At 41.3% G+C, this 19,026-nt stretch carries 18 protein-coding genes and 1 other RNA gene; 4 read left to right on the top strand and 15 right to left on the bottom strand.

Annotation, left to right across the window (positions count from 1 at the left end):
- Positions 1-16: 16 nt before the first annotated feature.
- Complete coding sequence (locus ABDZ72_RS11390) at positions 17-973, bottom strand: thymidylate synthase (RefSeq protein WP_343753161.1); 957 nt, start codon at positions 971-973, stop codon at positions 17-19.
- Between the two features lie 140 nt (positions 974-1,113).
- On the opposite strand from ABDZ72_RS11390, the gene ABDZ72_RS11385 reads away from it, so the two are divergent.
- Together ABDZ72_RS11385 and ABDZ72_RS11380 are read left to right on the top strand one after the other, a co-directional pair.
- Positions 1,114-2,166, top strand: a complete 1,053-nt coding sequence (locus ABDZ72_RS11385) for a C40 family peptidase (protein ID WP_343753159.1) — start codon at positions 1,114-1,116, stop codon at positions 2,164-2,166.
- A 347-nt stretch (positions 2,167-2,513) separates the two neighbouring features.
- Positions 2,514-2,714, top strand: coding sequence for a cold-shock protein (locus ABDZ72_RS11380; RefSeq protein ID WP_343753157.1), 201 nt, complete (start codon positions 2,514-2,516; stop codon positions 2,712-2,714).
- A gap of 66 nt (positions 2,715-2,780) precedes the next feature.
- Here the strand turns inward: ABDZ72_RS11380 and ABDZ72_RS11375 are convergent, their stop codons facing one another.
- The 9 genes from ABDZ72_RS11375 to ABDZ72_RS11335 all read right to left on the bottom strand — a co-directional run bounded on the left by ABDZ72_RS11375 (position 2,781) and on the right by ABDZ72_RS11335 (position 9,276).
- Positions 2,781-3,290, bottom strand: a complete 510-nt coding sequence (locus ABDZ72_RS11375) for an isoprenylcysteine carboxyl methyltransferase family protein (RefSeq protein WP_343753155.1) — start codon at positions 3,288-3,290, stop codon at positions 2,781-2,783.
- Positions 3,287-4,387 carry a type III polyketide synthase gene (locus ABDZ72_RS11370; RefSeq protein WP_343753153.1) on the bottom strand — a complete coding sequence of 367 codons (1,101 nt, stop codon included), beginning with the start codon at positions 4,385-4,387 and terminating at the stop codon, positions 3,287-3,289. Before ABDZ72_RS11370 ends, ABDZ72_RS11375 begins: the two co-directional genes overlap by 4 nt.
- 195 nt (positions 4,388-4,582) lie before the next feature.
- Positions 4,583-5,716, bottom strand: coding sequence for a THUMP domain-containing class I SAM-dependent RNA methyltransferase (locus ABDZ72_RS11365; RefSeq protein ID WP_343753151.1), 1,134 nt, complete (start codon positions 5,714-5,716; stop codon positions 4,583-4,585).
- Positions 5,717-5,869: 153 nt separating this feature from the next.
- Positions 5,870-6,254, bottom strand: an RNA gene (gene rnpB / locus ABDZ72_RS11360) — RNase P RNA component class B.
- A gap of 70 nt (positions 6,255-6,324) precedes the next feature.
- Positions 6,325-6,618, bottom strand: a complete 294-nt coding sequence (gpsB, locus tag ABDZ72_RS11355) for a cell division regulator GpsB (protein WP_343753149.1) — start codon at positions 6,616-6,618, stop codon at positions 6,325-6,327.
- Between the two features lie 188 nt (positions 6,619-6,806).
- Positions 6,807-7,220, bottom strand: coding sequence for a cytidine deaminase (cdd, locus tag ABDZ72_RS11350; RefSeq protein ID WP_343753147.1), 414 nt, complete (start codon positions 7,218-7,220; stop codon positions 6,807-6,809).
- Positions 7,221-7,277: 57 nt separating this feature from the next.
- Positions 7,278-7,634, bottom strand: a complete 357-nt coding sequence (locus ABDZ72_RS11345; protein WP_343753145.1) for a DUF1798 family protein — start codon at positions 7,632-7,634, stop codon at positions 7,278-7,280.
- 74 nt (positions 7,635-7,708) lie between these two features.
- Complete coding sequence (locus ABDZ72_RS11340; protein ID WP_343753143.1) at positions 7,709-7,993, bottom strand: hypothetical protein; 285 nt, start codon at positions 7,991-7,993, stop codon at positions 7,709-7,711.
- Between the two features lie 314 nt (positions 7,994-8,307).
- Positions 8,308-9,276 carry a DUF2515 family protein gene (locus tag ABDZ72_RS11335; RefSeq protein ID WP_343753141.1) on the bottom strand — a complete coding sequence of 323 codons (969 nt, stop codon included), beginning with the start codon at positions 9,274-9,276 and terminating at the stop codon, positions 8,308-8,310.
- Positions 9,277-9,356: 80 nt separating this feature from the next.
- Between ABDZ72_RS11335 and recU the strand changes: the two genes are divergently transcribed.
- Positions 9,357-9,950 (top strand): Holliday junction resolvase RecU, encoded by a 594-nt coding sequence (gene recU, locus ABDZ72_RS11330; protein WP_343753139.1) that lies wholly within the window; start codon positions 9,357-9,359, stop codon positions 9,948-9,950.
- Between the two features lie 18 nt (positions 9,951-9,968).
- Complete coding sequence (locus ABDZ72_RS11325; protein ID WP_343753138.1) at positions 9,969-12,731, top strand: PBP1A family penicillin-binding protein; 2,763 nt, start codon at positions 9,969-9,971, stop codon at positions 12,729-12,731.
- 42 nt (positions 12,732-12,773) lie between these two features.
- On the opposite strand, the gene nth is transcribed toward ABDZ72_RS11325, so the two are convergent.
- The 5 genes from nth to dinG all read right to left on the bottom strand — a co-directional run bounded on the left by nth (position 12,774) and on the right by dinG (position 18,993).
- On the bottom strand, positions 12,774-13,436 hold the full coding sequence (gene nth, locus ABDZ72_RS11320) for an endonuclease III (protein ID WP_343753136.1): 663 nt from the start codon (positions 13,434-13,436) through the stop codon (positions 12,774-12,776).
- A gap of 5 nt (positions 13,437-13,441) precedes the next feature.
- Complete coding sequence (locus tag ABDZ72_RS11315; RefSeq protein WP_343753134.1) at positions 13,442-14,122, bottom strand: DnaD domain protein; 681 nt, start codon at positions 14,120-14,122, stop codon at positions 13,442-13,444.
- 88 nt (positions 14,123-14,210) lie between these two features.
- Positions 14,211-15,407, bottom strand: a complete 1,197-nt coding sequence (locus ABDZ72_RS11310; protein WP_343753132.1) for a pyridoxal phosphate-dependent aminotransferase — start codon at positions 15,405-15,407, stop codon at positions 14,211-14,213.
- Between the two features lie 11 nt (positions 15,408-15,418).
- The gene (locus ABDZ72_RS11305) at positions 15,419-15,955 is read right to left on the bottom strand and encodes a cell wall elongation regulator TseB-like domain-containing protein (RefSeq protein ID WP_343753130.1); all 537 of its coding nucleotides are present in this window, start codon (positions 15,953-15,955) and stop codon (positions 15,419-15,421) included.
- 233 nt (positions 15,956-16,188) lie between these two features.
- Complete coding sequence (gene dinG, locus ABDZ72_RS11300; protein WP_343753128.1) at positions 16,189-18,993, bottom strand: ATP-dependent DNA helicase DinG; 2,805 nt, start codon at positions 18,991-18,993, stop codon at positions 16,189-16,191.
- Between the last annotated feature and the right edge of the window lie 33 nt (positions 18,994-19,026).

Below are 19,026 nucleotides of genomic sequence, written 5' to 3'. Positions count from 1 at the left end.
CCAACCCTCCTTTCAATCATACTGCAATTGGGGCTTTGATGGCAGGATGCGGATGATAATCCATTAATTGAAAATCGGTTACATCAAAAGCAAACATGGATTCCTTTTCTTTATTCATTTCAAGCGACGGGAAAGGCCTTGGATCGCGCCCAAGTTGTGTTTTCATCTGTTCTGCATGATTGGTGTATATGTGTGCATCTCCAAGCGTAAGAATGAATTCGCCCGGCTCAAGATTACACTCATGCGCCATCAACAGAGTAAGTAATGCATAGCTGGCTATATTAAATGGAACCCCAAGAAATATATCACCACTGCGTTGATACAATTGACATGACAATTGGCCATCAGCCACATAGAATTGAAACAGTGTATGACAGGGCGGCAAAGCCATATGCGGCACATCTTCCGGATTCCACGCCGATACGATATGCCTGCGGGAATCCGGGTTATTGCGAATGGACTTGACTGTTTCTTTCAATTGATCAATGGTTTCATAACGGGATGTTTCCCAAGCGCGCCATTGTTTTCCATAAACATTGCCCAGGTTTCCAAAGGTCTCGGAAAACGAATCGTCATAAAGAATATTTTGCTTAAATCGTTCCATCTGTTCTTCATACTGTTTTCGAAAGGAAGCGTCACGCTGGCTTCGATTACCGAAATCGGTCATGTCGGGTCCGTCATAAGCATCACTATGAACCCATTGTTTAAATGCCCATTCGTTCCAAATATTGTTATTGTGTTGAAGCAAATAACGTATGTTCGTATCACCCCTAATAAACCATAGAAGCTCACTCGTGATCAATCGGAACGGCACTTTCTTTGTTGTTAGAAGCGGAAATCCTTCGTTCAGTTTAAATCGTATTTGAGATCCAAAAACCGAATAGGTACCTGTATTCGTTCTGTCCATTTTTTTCGTTCCATATTCCAATATGTATTTGCATAGATCCAAATACCCTCGTTCGCCTTTTAACATGGTCTACCCTCCCATCATCCGTTCTGCTAAAGATATATTTCCTGCTATTGTAACACAATCGTTAACTCCCGGCACACATAAATTGATACCCCATTTAATAATCTTTTAAAAGTAAGTCACTCACGAAAGGGGATGATTGCATGCTGAATAGTTCCATTCAACATGTCATAAAACAATCGTTTTTGTACAGTTACATGTTAAGTCAGTCGTTTGCTGTTTATGCGAATGCATACCCTGATCTTCAAAATGATCCATTGACGGAGGTTGACCAGCCGCATTCCGGGAAACATAGTGAAGCCGTCCGAATTCAACAACATAAATCTGATTTGTATAAAAAGGTCGACCATAATGATAATCTTTTAACAGAACGTGCCCTCCAGCAGTTTAAAAAAGATCATAACATTGATATGTCAAATCAGATATCAGGGGGAGGAATGGTTGAGAAAATAAAACACCATTCCAATCAGTTGAAAGATATGGCAGACACGATTCAACCGGAAATGAACCATGATGACGTTAAAACAGTTCAGCGGTCCTTGCAATATTTCGGTTATTACGAAGGTGAAGTGGATGGCCTCTATGGCCCACTGACACAGAAGGCACTGGAAACAGCCGAAGATAAACTGGACTTGGAACTTGTTGATGATAATGCATTGAAAGCAATGTATGCAGAAAAACAAGCCGAACGAAGAAACCAGAAAGAAACACAAACGGCCAATGCACCTTCCGAATCAAAACTCCAAACAACTTCCCAATCAGAAACGAAAAAAAATAATACAGAATCAACTAAAAATGAAACCAAGAAAAAGACAAAACAAGTCAAGGTAAGCAAACCCTCTTATTCCGGAGCTGTTGAAGCTGCCTATGCCCAAATCGGTACACCATACGTCTGGGGAGGGGAATCGCCATCCGGTTTTGACTGCAGCGGATTTATTCAATACATTTTTCAATTGGAAGATATTAAACTTCCCCGTACTGTCAGTGATGTATGGAATGCCACAGAACCTATCAGCAAACCATCCGTTGGTGATCTCGTGTTTTTTGAAACGTATCAATCAGGGCCATCCCATATGGGGGTTTATGTTGGTGATAACAAATTTATTCATGCCGGTGAATCGCGTGGTGTAGAAAAAAGCAAATTGGGAAATTCATACTGGAAGGAGCGATATTTGGGAGCCAGAAGAGTGCAATAGCAACCCTTATTATCAATTGGTTCTTCCCCATGATCACGTCTCTTTATCCCCGCAATAAACTCACCGGATGGCTGTTGATTGTCTGTTTTATACATCCTCTTCCATCTTAAAAATGACATATCCGTATAAAAACAATTAAATCGGGTAATTTATTGACTGAGGGTGGGAAATAAGCTATATTAGAAACAAGCAATGAAGATGTATGGAATCATGAAGAACAGGCAGCTTCCAGTGGAAGGATGCATTAAATGATCCATGACTTCGCTGGCAAGTTGCCTTTTTATATTCCACCTATCTGATTTGTATTAACACGTTTTACGTGAAAGGTTTTAGGAGGAAATTTACAAATGGAAAACGGCGTAGTAAAATGGTTTAACGCAGAAAAAGGCTATGGCTTTATTCAAGTAGAAGAAGGAAATGATGTATTCGTCCACTATTCTGCTATTCAGGAAGAAGGATTCAAAACACTTGAAGACGGTCAAAACGTTACATTTGATATCGTGGAAGGCGACCGTGGGCCACAAGCTGCTAACGTAGTCAAAGTATAATGCAACCATAAATTGAAAGCGGCAACCCAATTGGGTTGCCGCTTTTTTAATGACGTTATACCTAAATCACGTCACTCGCGTCAGCGCTTTTTCTTCGTGCGGTAACCGTGCCCTTAATAATAGAAAATGGAAAAACGGAAATAAAAAAGCAGTTAACACCGCACCAAACAGCAATGGAATCACACATAATTCGACTGCCACGATGATATAGTTCGGATGCTTCACATGACGGTAAGGTCCTTTTTTGATGACACTCACTCCTGGAAGAACAATAATTTTTGTATTCCAGAACCGGCCCAATGTATGTATACACCATATCCTCCCCACCTGCGTCAGTAAAAACAATCCAAGCAGAAAATAATTAAACTGAGCATTTGTCTGCGAATTTAAAGATGCTTCTGTTATAACGGATATGAAAAACAGGCAATGAAGAACGACAAACCATTTGTAATGCTTCTCTCCTTTTTCAATCCCTCCCAGGCTTTTCATCCAAATTTCATTCCGTTTGGCAATATACAATTCACCAAGACGCTGCCCTATAACTGCTAAAATAAATAGCCACATCCATATCGTCATTGTTCATTCCACTCCAATAGCAATAATTCTGAACTGAATCCAGGTCCCAAAGCCGATACAACACTCAGCATGTTTTCCGGAACTCCCTCTTTCATCCATTCATACAGTACATAGAGCACTGTTGCAGAAGACATATTTCCATGATCACGGAGAACATAATGGGAATACTTAAATTTTTCCCAGGATGCCATCAACACATTTTCCATGGATTCAAGCACCTTTTGCCCTCCAGGATGTGCAACAAAAGAATGAATACTCTGCTCGGATAATTTCTGTTCGGCCAAGAATCTGTTTATATGATGTTTCCAAAACGTACGGACTTGTGCTGGAATACTTCTAGAAAAAATAACCTCCATTCCTCGATCGGTCACGTTCCATCCCATAACGGAATTGCTGTTTTTCTTCGTGACCGAACCGGTACGGACTATTTGTGGTTTTGTTTTATCGTTTTTTACTGCCGCACGCCACTTGGACTGATTTCCTATCATCACAGCAGCGGCAGCACCATCACCAAAAAGAGCGGATCCAACGATATTGCTTTTGCGGAGATCATCTTTTTGAAATGTAAGGCTGCACAACTCACAGCACACAAGAAGTACCGTTTTATCCGGATGAGCTCGAATCCAATGGGAAGCATGGGATAAGCCGATCGAACCTCCTGCACAGCCAAGACCCCATAGAGGCATCCTTACCATATCTTCCCGAAATGGACGTTCGTTCATAATATAGGTATCTATGGACGGGGTAGCAATACCTGTACTGGAAACAAATATAATCATATCAATCGCTTCATATGGTATTGGTTCACTTAACAAACGATCATTGTTTAAACACGCATCTACTGCCTGGAGCGAATACAGTTGTGCAAAATGATGATACCAATCGTTCTTTTCCTCAAAGGAGTGATCATTTTTCAACCATTCCTGATCAACAGCAAATTGCCTTCTATTTATCTGCGCATTATCAAAAACCGGCAGTAATCGCTGTATCAGCTTGGAAGCCGAGTTATGAAATAGATCGCCGACAAATGATTTAATGAATTGCTGCGACATGTCATGCGAAGGAATCCCCAAACCAATGGACCCAATCAAATCCATCCCCCCTCAATTCTTTTAAATATCGTTTTATTTGTTTAGTCTGGATGATTTTCACAAAACTATTACATAATTTTTTCATTGTATTCATTAATATCATCCAAAACACCCAGGGAGTATCATCCTTTGACTGGCTTATCAAATATGCGAATAAACAAAAAACAAAGCCAAGCTTATGCCTGGCTTTGTTTTTTCTAATTAATGCTGTTTTACACCAAAATACTGGTAATAATTTGTCTCGATAAACCCGTTAAACAATTTTCGTTTTTTGGTTGCTTGTTGTCCATACTCTTTCTCAAAATCGTCAAATGCTGTCATTAAGTAGACGCTCCAAGACGGATAATGGTTCATAGTACGTCCAAGTTGCCGGTATATATCCGCTATTTCATCCCGGTTCCCAACGCGTTCACCGTATGGTGGATTCCCTATTAAATAACCATTTTTATTTTGGATGGAAAGGTCCTGAACGCGCATTTGTTTCCACGTAATTAAATCGCTGAGCCCAGCTTCCATGGCATTGTCATGTGCTGATCGCACCATATTCTCATCAATATCCGATCCAGTGATGGCAAGTGGTCGGTCATAATCTGCCTTATCTTCCACTTCTTCAAAGGCTTCTTTCCAATATTTATTTTTAATCGATCCCCATTCTTCAGAGGCAAACGAACGATTAAACCCGGGAGCAATGTTTTGCCCAATAAGTGCGGCTTCTATCGGAATGGTTCCAGAGCCACAAAATGGATCAATCAACGTGTAGTCCGGTTTCCAGTTGGTCAGGAGAATAAGCGCTGCGGCCATTGTCTCTTTCAGTGGAGCTTCCCCTTGGTTAACGCGATAACCGCGCTTATGCAATCCGGAACCGGAAGTATCAATGGTGAGTGTAGCTTCATCTTTGTGCAGGGCAACCTCCACTTTAAAAAGAGCTCCTGTTTCCGCCAAATGACCGGCGACACCGTATTTCCATTTCAGACGTTCGGCGATGGACTTTTTCACAATGGCCTGACAATCCGGAACACTATGCAACCCTGATTTAATGGATTTACCAGTGACCGGGAATGATCCATCCTCCGAAATAATACTCTCCCATGGCAACGCTTTTGTTTTCTCGAATAATTCATCAAATGTTACAGCATGAAAACGGCCCACTTGCCATTTAACACGGTCAGCACTTCTCAACCATAAATTGCAACGGGGAACAGCATTAACCGGTGCTTCAAACGTCACTTTCCCATTTTCCACTTGCACGTCGTAACCAAGTTGTTTCACTTCACTGGCCACTACTGATTCCAGTCCCATAGCAGCTGTGGCAATTAATGTTATTTGCTGAACCATATGGCGGTCGTTCCTTTCATATCCATTGTACAAGCAGTCATAGTTTACCACATTATGTATTCTTAAACAAAAATGAAATTAAAAACCCCCTTTCCGATTTTATAACAAACGAAAAGGGGGTTGTTCAGTTATTATTTAGTGGACCATTGAATACTCAGTAAGCCATGTTCTGTTCCGTTGTACTTCAACGGTGGTCAGCCTCGTACAACGGTCGTAATCATCTATCTGCAAGTACACTTAACATACTTACCCCTTTTTCGGTTCATTTCCCTGATCAAGGGTGCCCCTACCTAATTTTGGGTTGCTCACTCGTGGGGTTTACCGCGTTCCACCCGGATCGTTTCCAATCCGGCTCCGTCACTGTGGCACTTTCAAGTGTACTCATCCATATCATCAGAATCAGGATTTTTCACTGCCGTTAGCCGCATGGCTACCTTGACTTATGATTTCGTCAAGCACGAACACTACAGGCATCGCAGCCTGTGTGAGCATGGACTTTCCTCTGCATAAAAAACTTATACAGCGATTACGTGAGTATCAATTTCATTCTAAGTATAGAATAACATATTATTTATGTTATTGCATTGGTAAAACAAGCCAGTCTGTCATTATGTATCAGCATACTTGTTTCCGAATACGGCTTTTTCCAAGTTGGACACTCGTTTCAAAATATCATAATTAACTTGGCGATTAGGTCCTGCTGCACGGTTTTTTGTCTGTTCAGACTGTTTTTGAATCCGTTCATTTTCCTGACGGAGTTTATCAATTTCTTGTTGAAACGCTTCGTAATCCTGTATGATTGTATCCAGAAATGCATCAACTTCTTCCTGATTGTAGCCACGCATGGTTGTTTTAAATTCTTTATCCAATATGTCTTTACCTGTCAGTTGGTTTGAATTCATTTCGCAGTCACCTCTACATAACAGTTGGTTTTTTAATTAAAACTTGAGAAATATTCGTTATTTTATTTTATTGGCATCATCTATCAATTATGTTGTTTTTCTGGCTTTTTCAGCTCATTGTCAGTATAACATGGAAAACGATCTTTGTCTTATTGAAATCGTGGCAGCATAAAAAAGAAGCTGAGACATCAGCTTCTTTTTTGACTTGTATTGATATCGTCTGAGTGAAAAGAAAACGGCAGCAAATCATTCATTGTTACTATTTTTATTTCATTCGCTGTGTTTGTCAAATAAATGGTCGTGTCGCTACCAAAAAACTCACTCATTACTTGACGACAAGAACCGCACGGTGGAACAGGACGTTCCGTACCAGCCGATACAGCCATCTCACGAAACGATTGTTCTCCATCGGCAACGGCTTTGAAAATCGCTACTCGTTCCGCGCAGCAGCTTACCGGATACGCGGCATTTTCAATATTGCATCCTGTATAAATGTTGCCGGATGCGGTTTTTATCGCTGCACCGACGGGGAATTGCGAATATGGAACATAGGCTGTTGCACGCATGTTTTTAGCTTTGGCAATCAGATTCTCACGCTCCATATCGGAATCCTCCTTTTAAAAGCCAATGATAAAGGGATGATGTCTCTGTATAACCTTTCATTGTTTCCTCAAATCGTCCAACATTTTATCAAGAATAAAACGCGTTGAGTGTACCATTTCCATATATGGCTTCCGTTTTATGTCTACATAAAGACTGTGCAACATCAACGTTTCCATGTTTTCTTTGGTGGATGTTATCTGCTGTGGATGAAGATTGAGTTGACGTGCTTTTACCATATGCAAAGCTTGATCTTCCCATTCGCTCAGAAGATCGTAAATAGGAGCGGTATACGTTTTGACCTTTTGAAAAAACGCTTTATCGTTTTTGCTTTCGGGCGGATTATTTGCTCTATATATGGTTTGCATATTTTCAAGATGGGTTATTAATTGCTCCGTTTGTTCCAATAGTTCCATATGTTAAGCCTGCCTTTTCATCAATACTTTCTCCGTATGATCACTATATCACGTTTGTATGATGAACACATCTGTCAGACTCTGATTTTGTTTTGATCTGTCGATGACGAAGCTGGCATTGGATACGATGGGTTATATTGGACATGTTTATACTTTTTGGCAAGATCTTCAACCTGGTATGTCGACCGGCTTATGTCATCCCTGTTGGAGCGGTACTGTTTCTTAACACTGTTCTCGGCAGTTATGGCCATTTTTTGCTCCATCAAACGCAACTGATTAGCGACATAATCTATCGCATGTTCAAATTCATGTTTATTAGTTCTCTCCACCGACTTCGTGATTAATCGCAAGTTTGTCATCCGATTCACCTTCCCATTCATGAGTTATATCACTATTTCGGCAAAAACATGAACGTCCCTGCCCGCTCGACAGAACTAGAAGAATAATGGCAAAAATAGTGTAGATTCCCTCCTGCTCAGACAAACTAATAAAGAAAGGAGGGTATCAGATTGGAACACGAACGTAGACCATCCCAGCAAAAAACAAAGAAACATCATCAAAAAAGTGAAAATCGCGGCCGAAATAAAAAATTGGATGGGCCCAATCAGCCGTCCACGTAAGCCGAAATGCGAAACATCGGCATTCACACGATTTTTGGATGCCGATGTTTTGATCAGGATAATGATTTATTCTGTGTCGCCATGCCTCTGAAGTAACCATAAGCACCAAGCAATTTTCTTCGATTATAAAATGCATTTTTTATGCTGGAATCAGGCTCAACAATCCGATTTCGAAACCATTTTCGTTTCACCCCCCTGAAACGATACCAATCCTTTCGAATATTATCCTGATGAGCTATGACAGGATAAACAGTCCGTAAAAAAGGTGTTCCTTCCAACTGTTTCTCTAAAAACTGTTCATAATCCCGACGTGATCCTGTATGATCTATGGATAACGCAAAATCAAACAATAAATGATAAACGTGCGGATGAAACATAATTGAAGCAATCCGTTTTCCCAGTTCGATGCGTTTATGAATATTTGTAAAGTCGTGTACAAATGCACCGAATACGTTACCAGTCCTCGTCGGAAGCAGAACGGCATTAAGCCAAAGCTTGTCCTGCATCAAGTATGGCAAGCGCCTAAAAATACGATGCTGGAAATAATCTTGTTGAATAACTGGAGAATGGATAACGTTTTGTTCGTTAATAATCATAGCAATCATGAGACGGTTTTGGTCACCATATTTCCAGAAATGATCCCATTCCTTCTTCATAAAACGTGAAACAGCCATGTGTGGTAAAAGATGAAACATGGGCTGATTATATAGAACGGACAGTTCATAAAGAAGAAGCTGTGGATAGGCATCAGAAAAGATAAGCCAATTCGCCCGTTCATACGTCATAAAGAACCGACATCGTTGTTTTTCAGATAATATATTCCTAAGCGATGACAGATACAGATCCGTCATGTTCCAACCGGCATTACGAGAAACGATGCTGGCTAAAAATGCCCATTTTATTTTCGGATAACACATGTATATGTTTTGATAAGCTTTCGTCCGGGAAATATTATCTACGTTATGTTTATTTGTTTTCATTCGTATATAGTGGTGAAGATCCTTTTCTGAAAAATAAATCATGCAGAATTCCTCCTTTCAAAACAAATGGTCAAGGCCGGCTTTTTTTGATATGATACAGTAACATGCGGGGGGAATATACAATGCATTATCCGAATGGAAAAAAGAACGACCAGACACAAAAAACACTGGCAAATGTTAGCAAATCACATGCATTCAGCAATCGGGGCATGACGTTGGAAGAAGATATTAATGCGGCTAATGCTTTTTATCGTGATACAGGCAAAGCTAGCATTCATAAAAAACCTACACCTATACAGGTGGTAAATGTCCATTACCCGAAGCGGAGTGCTGCTGTCATTACGGAAGGTTATTTCAAACAGCCTTCCACAACAGATTACAATGGTATTTATCACGGAAGGCATATCGATTTTGAAGCGAAAGAAACGAAAAATAAAACGCGATTTCCACTGGCCAATATTCATGAACACCAAATTAGGCATATGAAATCCATTATCAATCATGGCGGCATCTGTTTTCTTATCATACGGTTCTCTGCACACGGTGAAACGTTCTATATGCCCGCCGAAACGTTATTTCGTTATTGGGACGACCAAATAAATGGCGGTAAGAAGTCCATCCGGTATGAAACCATTGCAAACGAGGGTCACATCGTACCATTTCATTACCAGGCAAGGGTTCACTACCTAGCCATCATCGATAAGCTTTATTTTTAGAATGGAGGAGAACGACGAATGGCAACAAATGGCCAGTCACGTACGGCAAGAAGACAACAAAAAAAAGCGTCCAAAAAGCCATTATGGAAAAAGATATTATTATGGACACTTATTGCGATTTTGGCAATTGGAATAAGTGTTGGAGGTCTTTTTACTTATTATATTGCCACCGCACCGAATATTGATGCATCCAAATTGGATACACCGTTTTCATCAAAATTTTACGATAAAGATGGCGAACAATTCGCTGACTTAGGAAAGAAGCAGCGAACAAAAGTTGAATATGATGAATTGCCCGATGTATTGATTGATGCAGTGATTGCAACCGAGGATGCGAGATTTTTTGACCATCCTGGAATCGACATATGGCGAATTGGCGGTGCTATTGTCGCCAATATTACAGACGGTTTTGGTTCCGAGGGTGCCAGTACGATCACTCAGCAAGTGGTGGAAAAATCATTCCTTCCACCGGATAAAAAAATCAGTCTTAAGGTTCAGGAAATGTGGCTCGCATTACAGTTGGAACAGAAGTATAATAAAGAACGCATTATGGAGATGTATCTGAATAAAATTTATTACGGCAAACGCGCCTATGGTGTCGTAAAAGCTGCTGAAGTTTATTTCGGAAAGACAGATTTAAGCGAATTGACTTTGCCTGAGGCTGCGATACTTGCTGGATTACCACAGCGGCCATCGGCGTATAACCCGTTTAAGAACCCGGAATTAATGAAAGACCGAATGAGTACCGTTCTGCAATTAATGGTGCAGCATGACAAAATTTCGGAAAAACAGGCCAAAGAAGCAAAACAAGTTGAGATCGCCTCGCTTCTTACGGAAGATGAACCGGATTCAACGCCATATCAAGCATTTCTGCAGCAAGTGGAAAAGGAAGTCAAAAAGAACGTCGATGGTGCCGATATTTACACGGACGGATTAAAAATTTACACAACCATTGACACAGACGCACAAAAATATGTGGAATTTTTGCTCTCTGACAAAGACGATAATCCGATCAACTATCCAGAACCTGTCGTGAATCCGAAAAGTGATGAAGGCAAAAAAGTGGATTTGCAAGCTGGTATGACAGTTTTGGATACCAAAACGGGTGCGGTTCGTGCTATCGGCGGTGCACATGGCGGACTGGAAAATCAAGGCTTTAATCACGCAACTCAAATAGACCGTCAGCCCGGTTCAACATTTAAACCCATTGTGGATTACGGTCCTGCCATTGAAAATATGCAATGGTCCACGTATCATCAGCTCAATGACGACGGACCGTATGATATAAAAGGATCCGACAAACAAGTTGAAACATGGGATAGCACCTACTACGGCTGGGTAACTGCGCGATATGCACTTCAGCGATCGTTAAACGTTCCCGCTATCAAAACGTTTGAAGAAGTTGGCCGTCAAAATGCGAAAGCCTTTGCTGAAAAATTGGGTATAACATTTGGTGACAAAAAAATTAAGTTGACAGATGCCATTGGCGGCGGAGATATTGGCACAAACCCACTGGAACTTGCCGGCGCTTACCGGGCTTTTGCCAACGGAGGTATTTACAATAAACCGTACACCGTAACGAAGGTTGAATTCCCGGGAAGTGGAAAAACCGTGAACTTGAAACCGGAACCTGAAGCTGTTATGGCTGATTCCACGGCTTACATGATTACGGATATGCTCAAAAATGTGGTTACTGAGGGAACCGGTACGTCAGCCAATATCTCTGGGCTTCAGGTGGCAGGAAAAACCGGAACAACGACACGTCCTGACGTTAATGGTTCGCCGGATTCCTGGTTTAGCGGGTACAGCACCAACTATACGATGTCAATTTGGACCGGTTATGATAATAACAATATACCAATAGATGATAAGTTTAAAAACGTATCACAAAGATTATTCAAACATACCATGATGGAACTATCCAAAAACATCGAAACACCTGACTTTACAAAACCTGATTCAGTCGTCGAACAAGCCGTTGAAAAAGGATCCAGACCGGCTAAATTGCCAAGTAATTATACACCAGAATCCCAGATTGTCACCGAACTGTTCGTAAAAGGAACAGCACCAACGGAAACATCCGAAAAATATGATCAACTCGAACCTGTGAACAATTTGGAAGCAACGTTTGACAACGAGGCGAATGCAATTCAAGTGACATGGGAGTACAATTCAAAACAGAGTGTCTCATTTGAAGTGAGCGCTCGTGTTGATGGCGATGAGAAACAAAAGTTATCATCAACCGAAGAAACATCCATGGAAATAACAAATGTGGAACCTGGTTCTGATTATGAAATCGAAGTCATCGCTTCAAGTCATGAATCGGCTATTGATGCCAGTGAACCAGTAACAACCACAGTAAGTATTCCAGAGGACATGGAAGATGACGAGGATGACGAGGAAGAGGAAGAAGATGAAGAGGAAAACAACAATGAACAAGGTAACATACCATCCGTTGATTCCTTACAAGCCAAACCGACTGCGTCTTCCATTGACGTCAGTTGGCAATACAATGGTCCCCCAGCTCAATACGAAGTAGTTGTTTCGCGATCGGGATCGGACATTCAGACAAAAACCGTACGTTCCAAGGGCATTGTTTTAGAAGGTGACGGTGTCCGCCCTGGCCAAACGTATACCATCACCGTCACCCCTGTTGGACAAGAGGGTGCAAACAAAGGTGTTAAAGGCTTAACAAAAAGTACTAAAACATCCGTACCTGATGAAGCCGATTCAGTCCAAGGAAATTCCAGCAATAACCATGATGGTGAAGCGTCCGACTGATCAAAAAAAGCAGCCTCCAAAAAGGAGGACTGCTTTTTTTAATCAATTTTTCACGGTTTCTCGTTTTCGCATCCGTTTTTGCCCTTCCCGACAAAGATCAAGCAATCGGCATTCCGCGCATTGCGGATTCCGTGCTTTGCAATGGTATCTGCCAAAAAAGATCATCCGGTGGTGCGTGTCTGCCCATACGTCTTTTGGAATCTTTTGCATCAGTGTCTCTTCCACCTGCAGAGTGGAATCTTTCCAACGGCATATACCTAGCCGTTTTGCCACACGTTCTACATGCGTATCAACAGCAATCGCTGGTTCGTTAAACGCCACTGCAGCAACGACATTGGCTGTTTTCCGTCCAACTCCGGCCAAATGCATCAACTCTGTTTTTGTTCGTGGTACTTCCCCACCATAATCATCAATTAGCATTTGACACAATTTCCGAATATTTTTCGACTTGTTACGGTAAAGTCCGATTGATTTAATGTCTTGTTCCAGTTCTTCCAAAGTTACCGCCAGATAGTCCTCGGGTGTTTTATATTTTTCAAACAGTCCCGGTGTCACTTTATTGACCAGGTTATCGGTGCACTGGGCCGATAATAAGACGGCAATGACAAGTTCGAATGGGTTCCGATGATTCAACTCGCACTGTGCATTCGGATACATGTCTTCCATAACATCTAGGCAGTGTAACACTTGCTTTTTGTTCAGCATGCCCCCTATTCCTCCTCAAGCCAATTATAATAAATCGATGTATCCCGTTTTTTATCTGTATCATCTTTTTTTGCTGTCTGCGCCTCATGAAAAGCCTTGCTGGCATCTCTGGCCTCTTCAACAGTGTGGATGCCTTTCTTTTTCCATTCGCGAAGAATCCGATCAATGTATTTGAAGTTGAGTTTGCCCATTAAAACCGATTCTCGCAATGCGGCTTTGATCAAAGCTGGCGCAAGTTCGTCCTCATCGAGCCATGCATTAATCATCTCAATTTCAAATGGCGATAATGGCCTGCCAAATTCCTGTTCAAACAAAACGAAAATGGTGCCATCATGTTCTGCAACGGGGGCCTGCTGTTGTTCAGCGAATAATGTCTCCCAGAGCGGGTTCAAGTTATAAGCCTCAGTTATTTGACCTTGATCATTTTTCAATTGTTCAATAGATAAAAAATGATTTTGAATTAGCTTCCGAAGTATATGGGCACAGTCTTTTTCATTAATTTTCATACGTTTGGCTATTTCTTCTGGCGTCGGGAATTCGTTATTGGCTTGCATAAATCGAATAAGCTGCAAAATGACCATTACCTCTGTTTCATTCAAACCGAGTGATACATAGTGTTCAAATAATCGGGCGGGTACTTGCACCTGATTCTGTAATATGTTTTGAAATGAAATGAATTTTGTCATATACGTGCACACCTCATTTCTTACTATCTATAACGCATCATTTTCCCGAGATGTTAAAACCCCTTGCATTCGCAAGGGATTTTACTGATTATTGTTGCGTTGACGATTGGTGATTCATGACAAAACGTTTGATGCGCTTACTTGCCTCTTTCAAGGCGTCAGTGGACACTGCGTAAGATAGGCGAACATTTTCATGTGCTCCAAATCCGGTTCCGGGAACAAGGGCTACCTTCTCCTCTTCCAGCAACGCTTTCACCCATTCATCTACTGTCTTAAACCCATTCATATTCATTGCTTCACGCACATTTGGAAACAAATAAAAAGCTCCTTTTGGTTTAACACAGGAGATGCCCGGAATATCGTTTAACAGGTCATACAATAATTCCAATCGTTCGGCAAAAATGCGTCGCATGTCCTTGCTGGAATCTTTATTGGAACGATAAGCGGCGAGCGCTGCATACTGAGCGATCGATGTCGGGTTTGATGTTGAATGAGATGCGAGATTGGTCATTGGCTTTATAATCTCCATCGGACCCGCGGCATATCCGATACGCCATCCTGTCATGGCGTGGGACTTGGAAACCCCATTGATAATAATCGTTTGGGCTTTCAATGATGGCGAAAGTTCTGCAATGGAAACATGACTGTCATCCGTATAAATCAGTTTTTCATAAATTTCGTCAGATACAATGAGAACACCATGCTTTAAACAGACCTCGCCTAGTTTTTGCAATTCTTCTCTGCTATAAACCATGCCGGTCGGGTTGTTCGGTGAATTAATAATTAATGCCTTTGTATTTGGTGTTATAGTGGCTTCAAGTTGTTCCGGTGTTATTTTAAAATTGGTCTGTTCTGTTGCATGAGCAATCACTGGGTTGCCTTGGGCTAATTTGATTTGTTCCGTGTAGCTTACCCAATATGGAGCAGGAACAATAACATCATCTCCTTCATTCAATAACACTTGAAAAAGCGTATACAAAGCATGTTTCGCTCCCGTAGTGACGATGAGTTCTTCCGGTGTATAAGAAAGACCATTATCCGTCTTAAATTTGTCCGCAATGGCTTGCTTCAACTCCGGGATCCCGCCGGATGGTGTATATTTGGTGTGGCCATTTTTCATGGCGTTCATCGCTGCATCCAGAATATAATCCGGTGTGTTGAAATCCGGCTCTCCGGCACCAAGGCCAATCACATCATGTCCTTGTTTTTTCAATTCATTCGCTTTGGCAGTAATGGCCAATGTTGATGAAGGTGAAAGTGTTTTCACTCTGTTTGCCAGTTCCATTCAATCAACTCCTAGTTAAACTTTTGTTTAAATCCAATCATTTCGATTAATTCACCATCATAAATGGAGACATACTCCATGATATAACGACCGTCTTCATTTTCATAAGTCATTTCCCATGCAGGAAGCTTGTTTTCGGTAATAAGAGCTGGTTTGACGGAGAAAAGGGTGCAATGATGGCAATCATTGCGCCATTTTTTCTGCACCGTTTTTTCCGGTACGATTTCAGAATGCTTAATCAGTTTCGTTTCCGCATTATTCTCAGTAAAAGGGTAAAACATAATGGCGTCCTGCTGATCGTTTGTTTCACCATAAATAACATAATAAGCTTTCCGTCCGTGAAATCGTTCTATTCGATTGACGTTGGTTATGTCAGTTTCATTCTCCACTTTTTGCTTTATTTGATCAAACTCAGCTGTCCGTTCTCCCTGTACAGCCGAGTATAGATAGATGCCGGCAATAAGTAAGACAACAGTCATTAAACATGTTATACCTGTCAGCCATTTCAGCCATGCCGGAACAGTCATTCGTAAAAGACGTTTGTTCATAACGACCACCATTCAGAAACATGATGCCTCATCTTTTTCCGCTCCCAGTCAGAAGCTTCATGTTTTATCACATTTTGCCGCTTATAGTATCGCCAATCAATCCAATACTAAGCATACGGCAATGGACCGTATAACTCATGAACTAAAAATTCCAGCCTCATTCCATTATTTTACTGATGCATCACTAAGGTGCATCAGTTTTTTCCATATTGAATAAATTGGAAAACGTCTGCTCAATCATGATTTCTAAACCATTCGTCTGCTTTTTCCATAATGGTTTGTGTGGAATCATATGTCACAGGTACGTCCGGTATGGACGCCGTAAAATAATGGCCGTAGCGTGCTTTTTTGATACGTGCATCACAAACAAAAACAATACCGCGATCCTCGGCTGAACGAATCAAACGGCCAAACCCCTGTTTAAACCGGATAACAGCATCCGGAAGAGCTAATTCCACAAAAGGGTTTCTCCCTTCCTGTTTTAAATGATTGGATTTGGCTTCATACACAGGATGGTTTGGTGGCTGGAATGGGAGCCTCGCAATCATAACACAGGACAGATCATCTCCGGGGATATCAACTCCTTCCCAAAAGGAGCTTGTGCCCAGCAAAATAGATTTTTCAAAGGTTTGAAAATTTTTCTTCAGTCGGGATCTGCTCCCACTAGAAATACCTTGGGCAATCAGCATATATTCATGCACATCTAACAATTCTTTTAGCAAATAATAAGACTTCTTAAGCATATCATAAGATGTAAACAACACAAGCATTCGTCCGCCTGTTATATGTGCCATGGAAATAACAGCTTCACTTACAGCTTCAACAAAATCATCTGGGTTCCCGTGTTTAATATCAGGGAAATCATTCGGTATCATAAGCTGAACCTGAGATGGATACGAAAACGGTGATTTAATATTAGCTGTCAGCACATTTTCTGTCGACAAACCAAGTCTCTGTTGCATAAAATTGAAGGAATCTTTCATCGTTAATGTGGCACTAGTCAAAATGATGCTTTCCTTTTTCTGGAAAAAGTCATTGTTCAACAACGGTGCCATCGACACGGGTTCACTGTAAAGATATACAGCATTTTTCGCACCGTACGCCTCAATTTCAATCCATTTCACTTCCTGACCGGTTTCAGCGGTTAAAAACAAGTGTTCCATCTTATCAATGACCATCTGGATATCATCCATATGCTTGTTTAATTCATCATCTTCCCCGGAATCGAATGTTTTCAGCTGTGTGAGCGGTGAAAGTGCATGAATTAAATCGCGCAAATAATAGGTAAGCCTTGTTGCCATTTCGGTAATAGCGGTCCATTTATCTGATCGTTCGTTTTCACTTTCAAATCGATATTGAACCCGGCCAATGTCGCTTAACGATTTATCCTTTTGTCTTCGATCCAATACATACTGAAATAGCATACGGAATACGTCATCTGTTTCATGCTTGGCCTTGATAAACATATCATCCCAGTATTCAGCTGCGAACATATCCCATAATTCCGGCCTGCCCTTAAGCAATTGTCCGAGCCACGAATGATCGGATGTCTCCCCCACTTGGTTCAATATATTTTGCACAGATACATAATCCAGTGCAGCACCATAATGTTTGGCCGCCGTTTCTTCCAAATGATGGGCCTCATCAATGATCGCTTTGTTGTATGCAGGAAGCAACTGATATTTATTAACGATATCAGTGCATAAGAACGCGTGATTAGTAATTAAAATATCGGCCTGCTGTGCTTTTTGGTGGGCCCGCTGATAATAAGATCTGGTGAATTCCTGTGATGAACGATGCGTTGTCTCTTCCATGGCGCTGGACACTTTTTTAAAAAACAAATAACCATTGGACGGGAGCTGAATTTCATCAATATCACCTGTATCCGTCTCGGTCAGCCAGATGAGGATCATTGCTTTGGTCAGAATGATATCATAGTTATCCCCCTGGTCCATCACTAAGGACTGTGCAAATTTTTCAAGGCTGATATAATGTTGTTTTCCTTTCAGCAGCGCAATACGAAATGGAAAAGGCACGAGATGCCTGATTAATGGAATTTCATCATCCAGAAGTTGGGATTGCAACTGTGTCGTGTATGTACTAATAACTAGCCGCTTCCGTTGGCTGATGGCTTCGTATATGGCAGGGAGCATGTATGCAAGTGTTTTGCCTGTCCCTGTTTGCGCTTCGATCAGTGCATGATGGTGCGACTGAAATGCATCATAAACGGTTTCGGACATGTCACGCTGACCGCTTCGTTTCTCATAATGGGGCATATGCTGCTGCATTGATCCGCCTGTCTCATAAATCCCGTCCAGAAAGAATCCGAAAGACATATCCGGATGCATTGCTTCCTGTTTGACATTCGTTTGTTTTTTAATGGCCAATCCTCTATTTATTTCTATGGCTTTATCTTCGTGAATGGAGAACATCCGTTTTTGTTTTTGCCAGTCCAACAACTGATATAAATCGGAATGTAACCCTTTTTCCAGTTCAAATAGATGAGCAATCGTTTCATACGGTAATGATTGCAGTTTATTTTTTAAAGCAAGGAACAGCTCAGCCGTTACATAGGCATCCATCAAAGCACGATGAGGATCATCATGTCCAATGTCCAAATAAGCGGCCAATTGTGCCAGTTTATAGCTTGGTGCCTCCGGATAAAGGATGCGTGACAGTTCTACTGTATCAATGATCGGATTTTGGAGACAGGAGAATCCATGGTTTGCCAGTTCCTCATTTAGAAAGCCCGAGTCAAAAGTCACATTATGTGCCACCAGCCAACTACTGCTTAAAAGGGCCGTTATGTCGGACGCTTTATTTTGAAAAAATGGGGCATGTTCCACATCCCGATCTGTAATCCCTGTTAGATTCGTAATAAAAGGTGGGATAGACATATCTGGATTCAAAAATGTAGAAAATTCGTCTGAAATAACATCCCCCTCAATAACAACGATGCCAACTTCAATAATTTTATCACCATTTGCCGGTGAATGGCCTGTCGTTTCCAAGTCCATTACCACGTATCTATTATCCATAACGCCACCTTACTCTCTTTCATACATGTTGCC

This window comes from Lentibacillus halophilus (assembly GCF_039522485.1).
Taxonomy (GTDB): domain Bacteria; phylum Bacillota; class Bacilli; order Bacillales; family Amphibacillaceae; genus Lentibacillus; species Lentibacillus halophilus.
The sequence above is the reverse complement of the archived record's forward strand: the minus strand, read 5'-3'. Positions and strand labels throughout refer to the sequence as shown.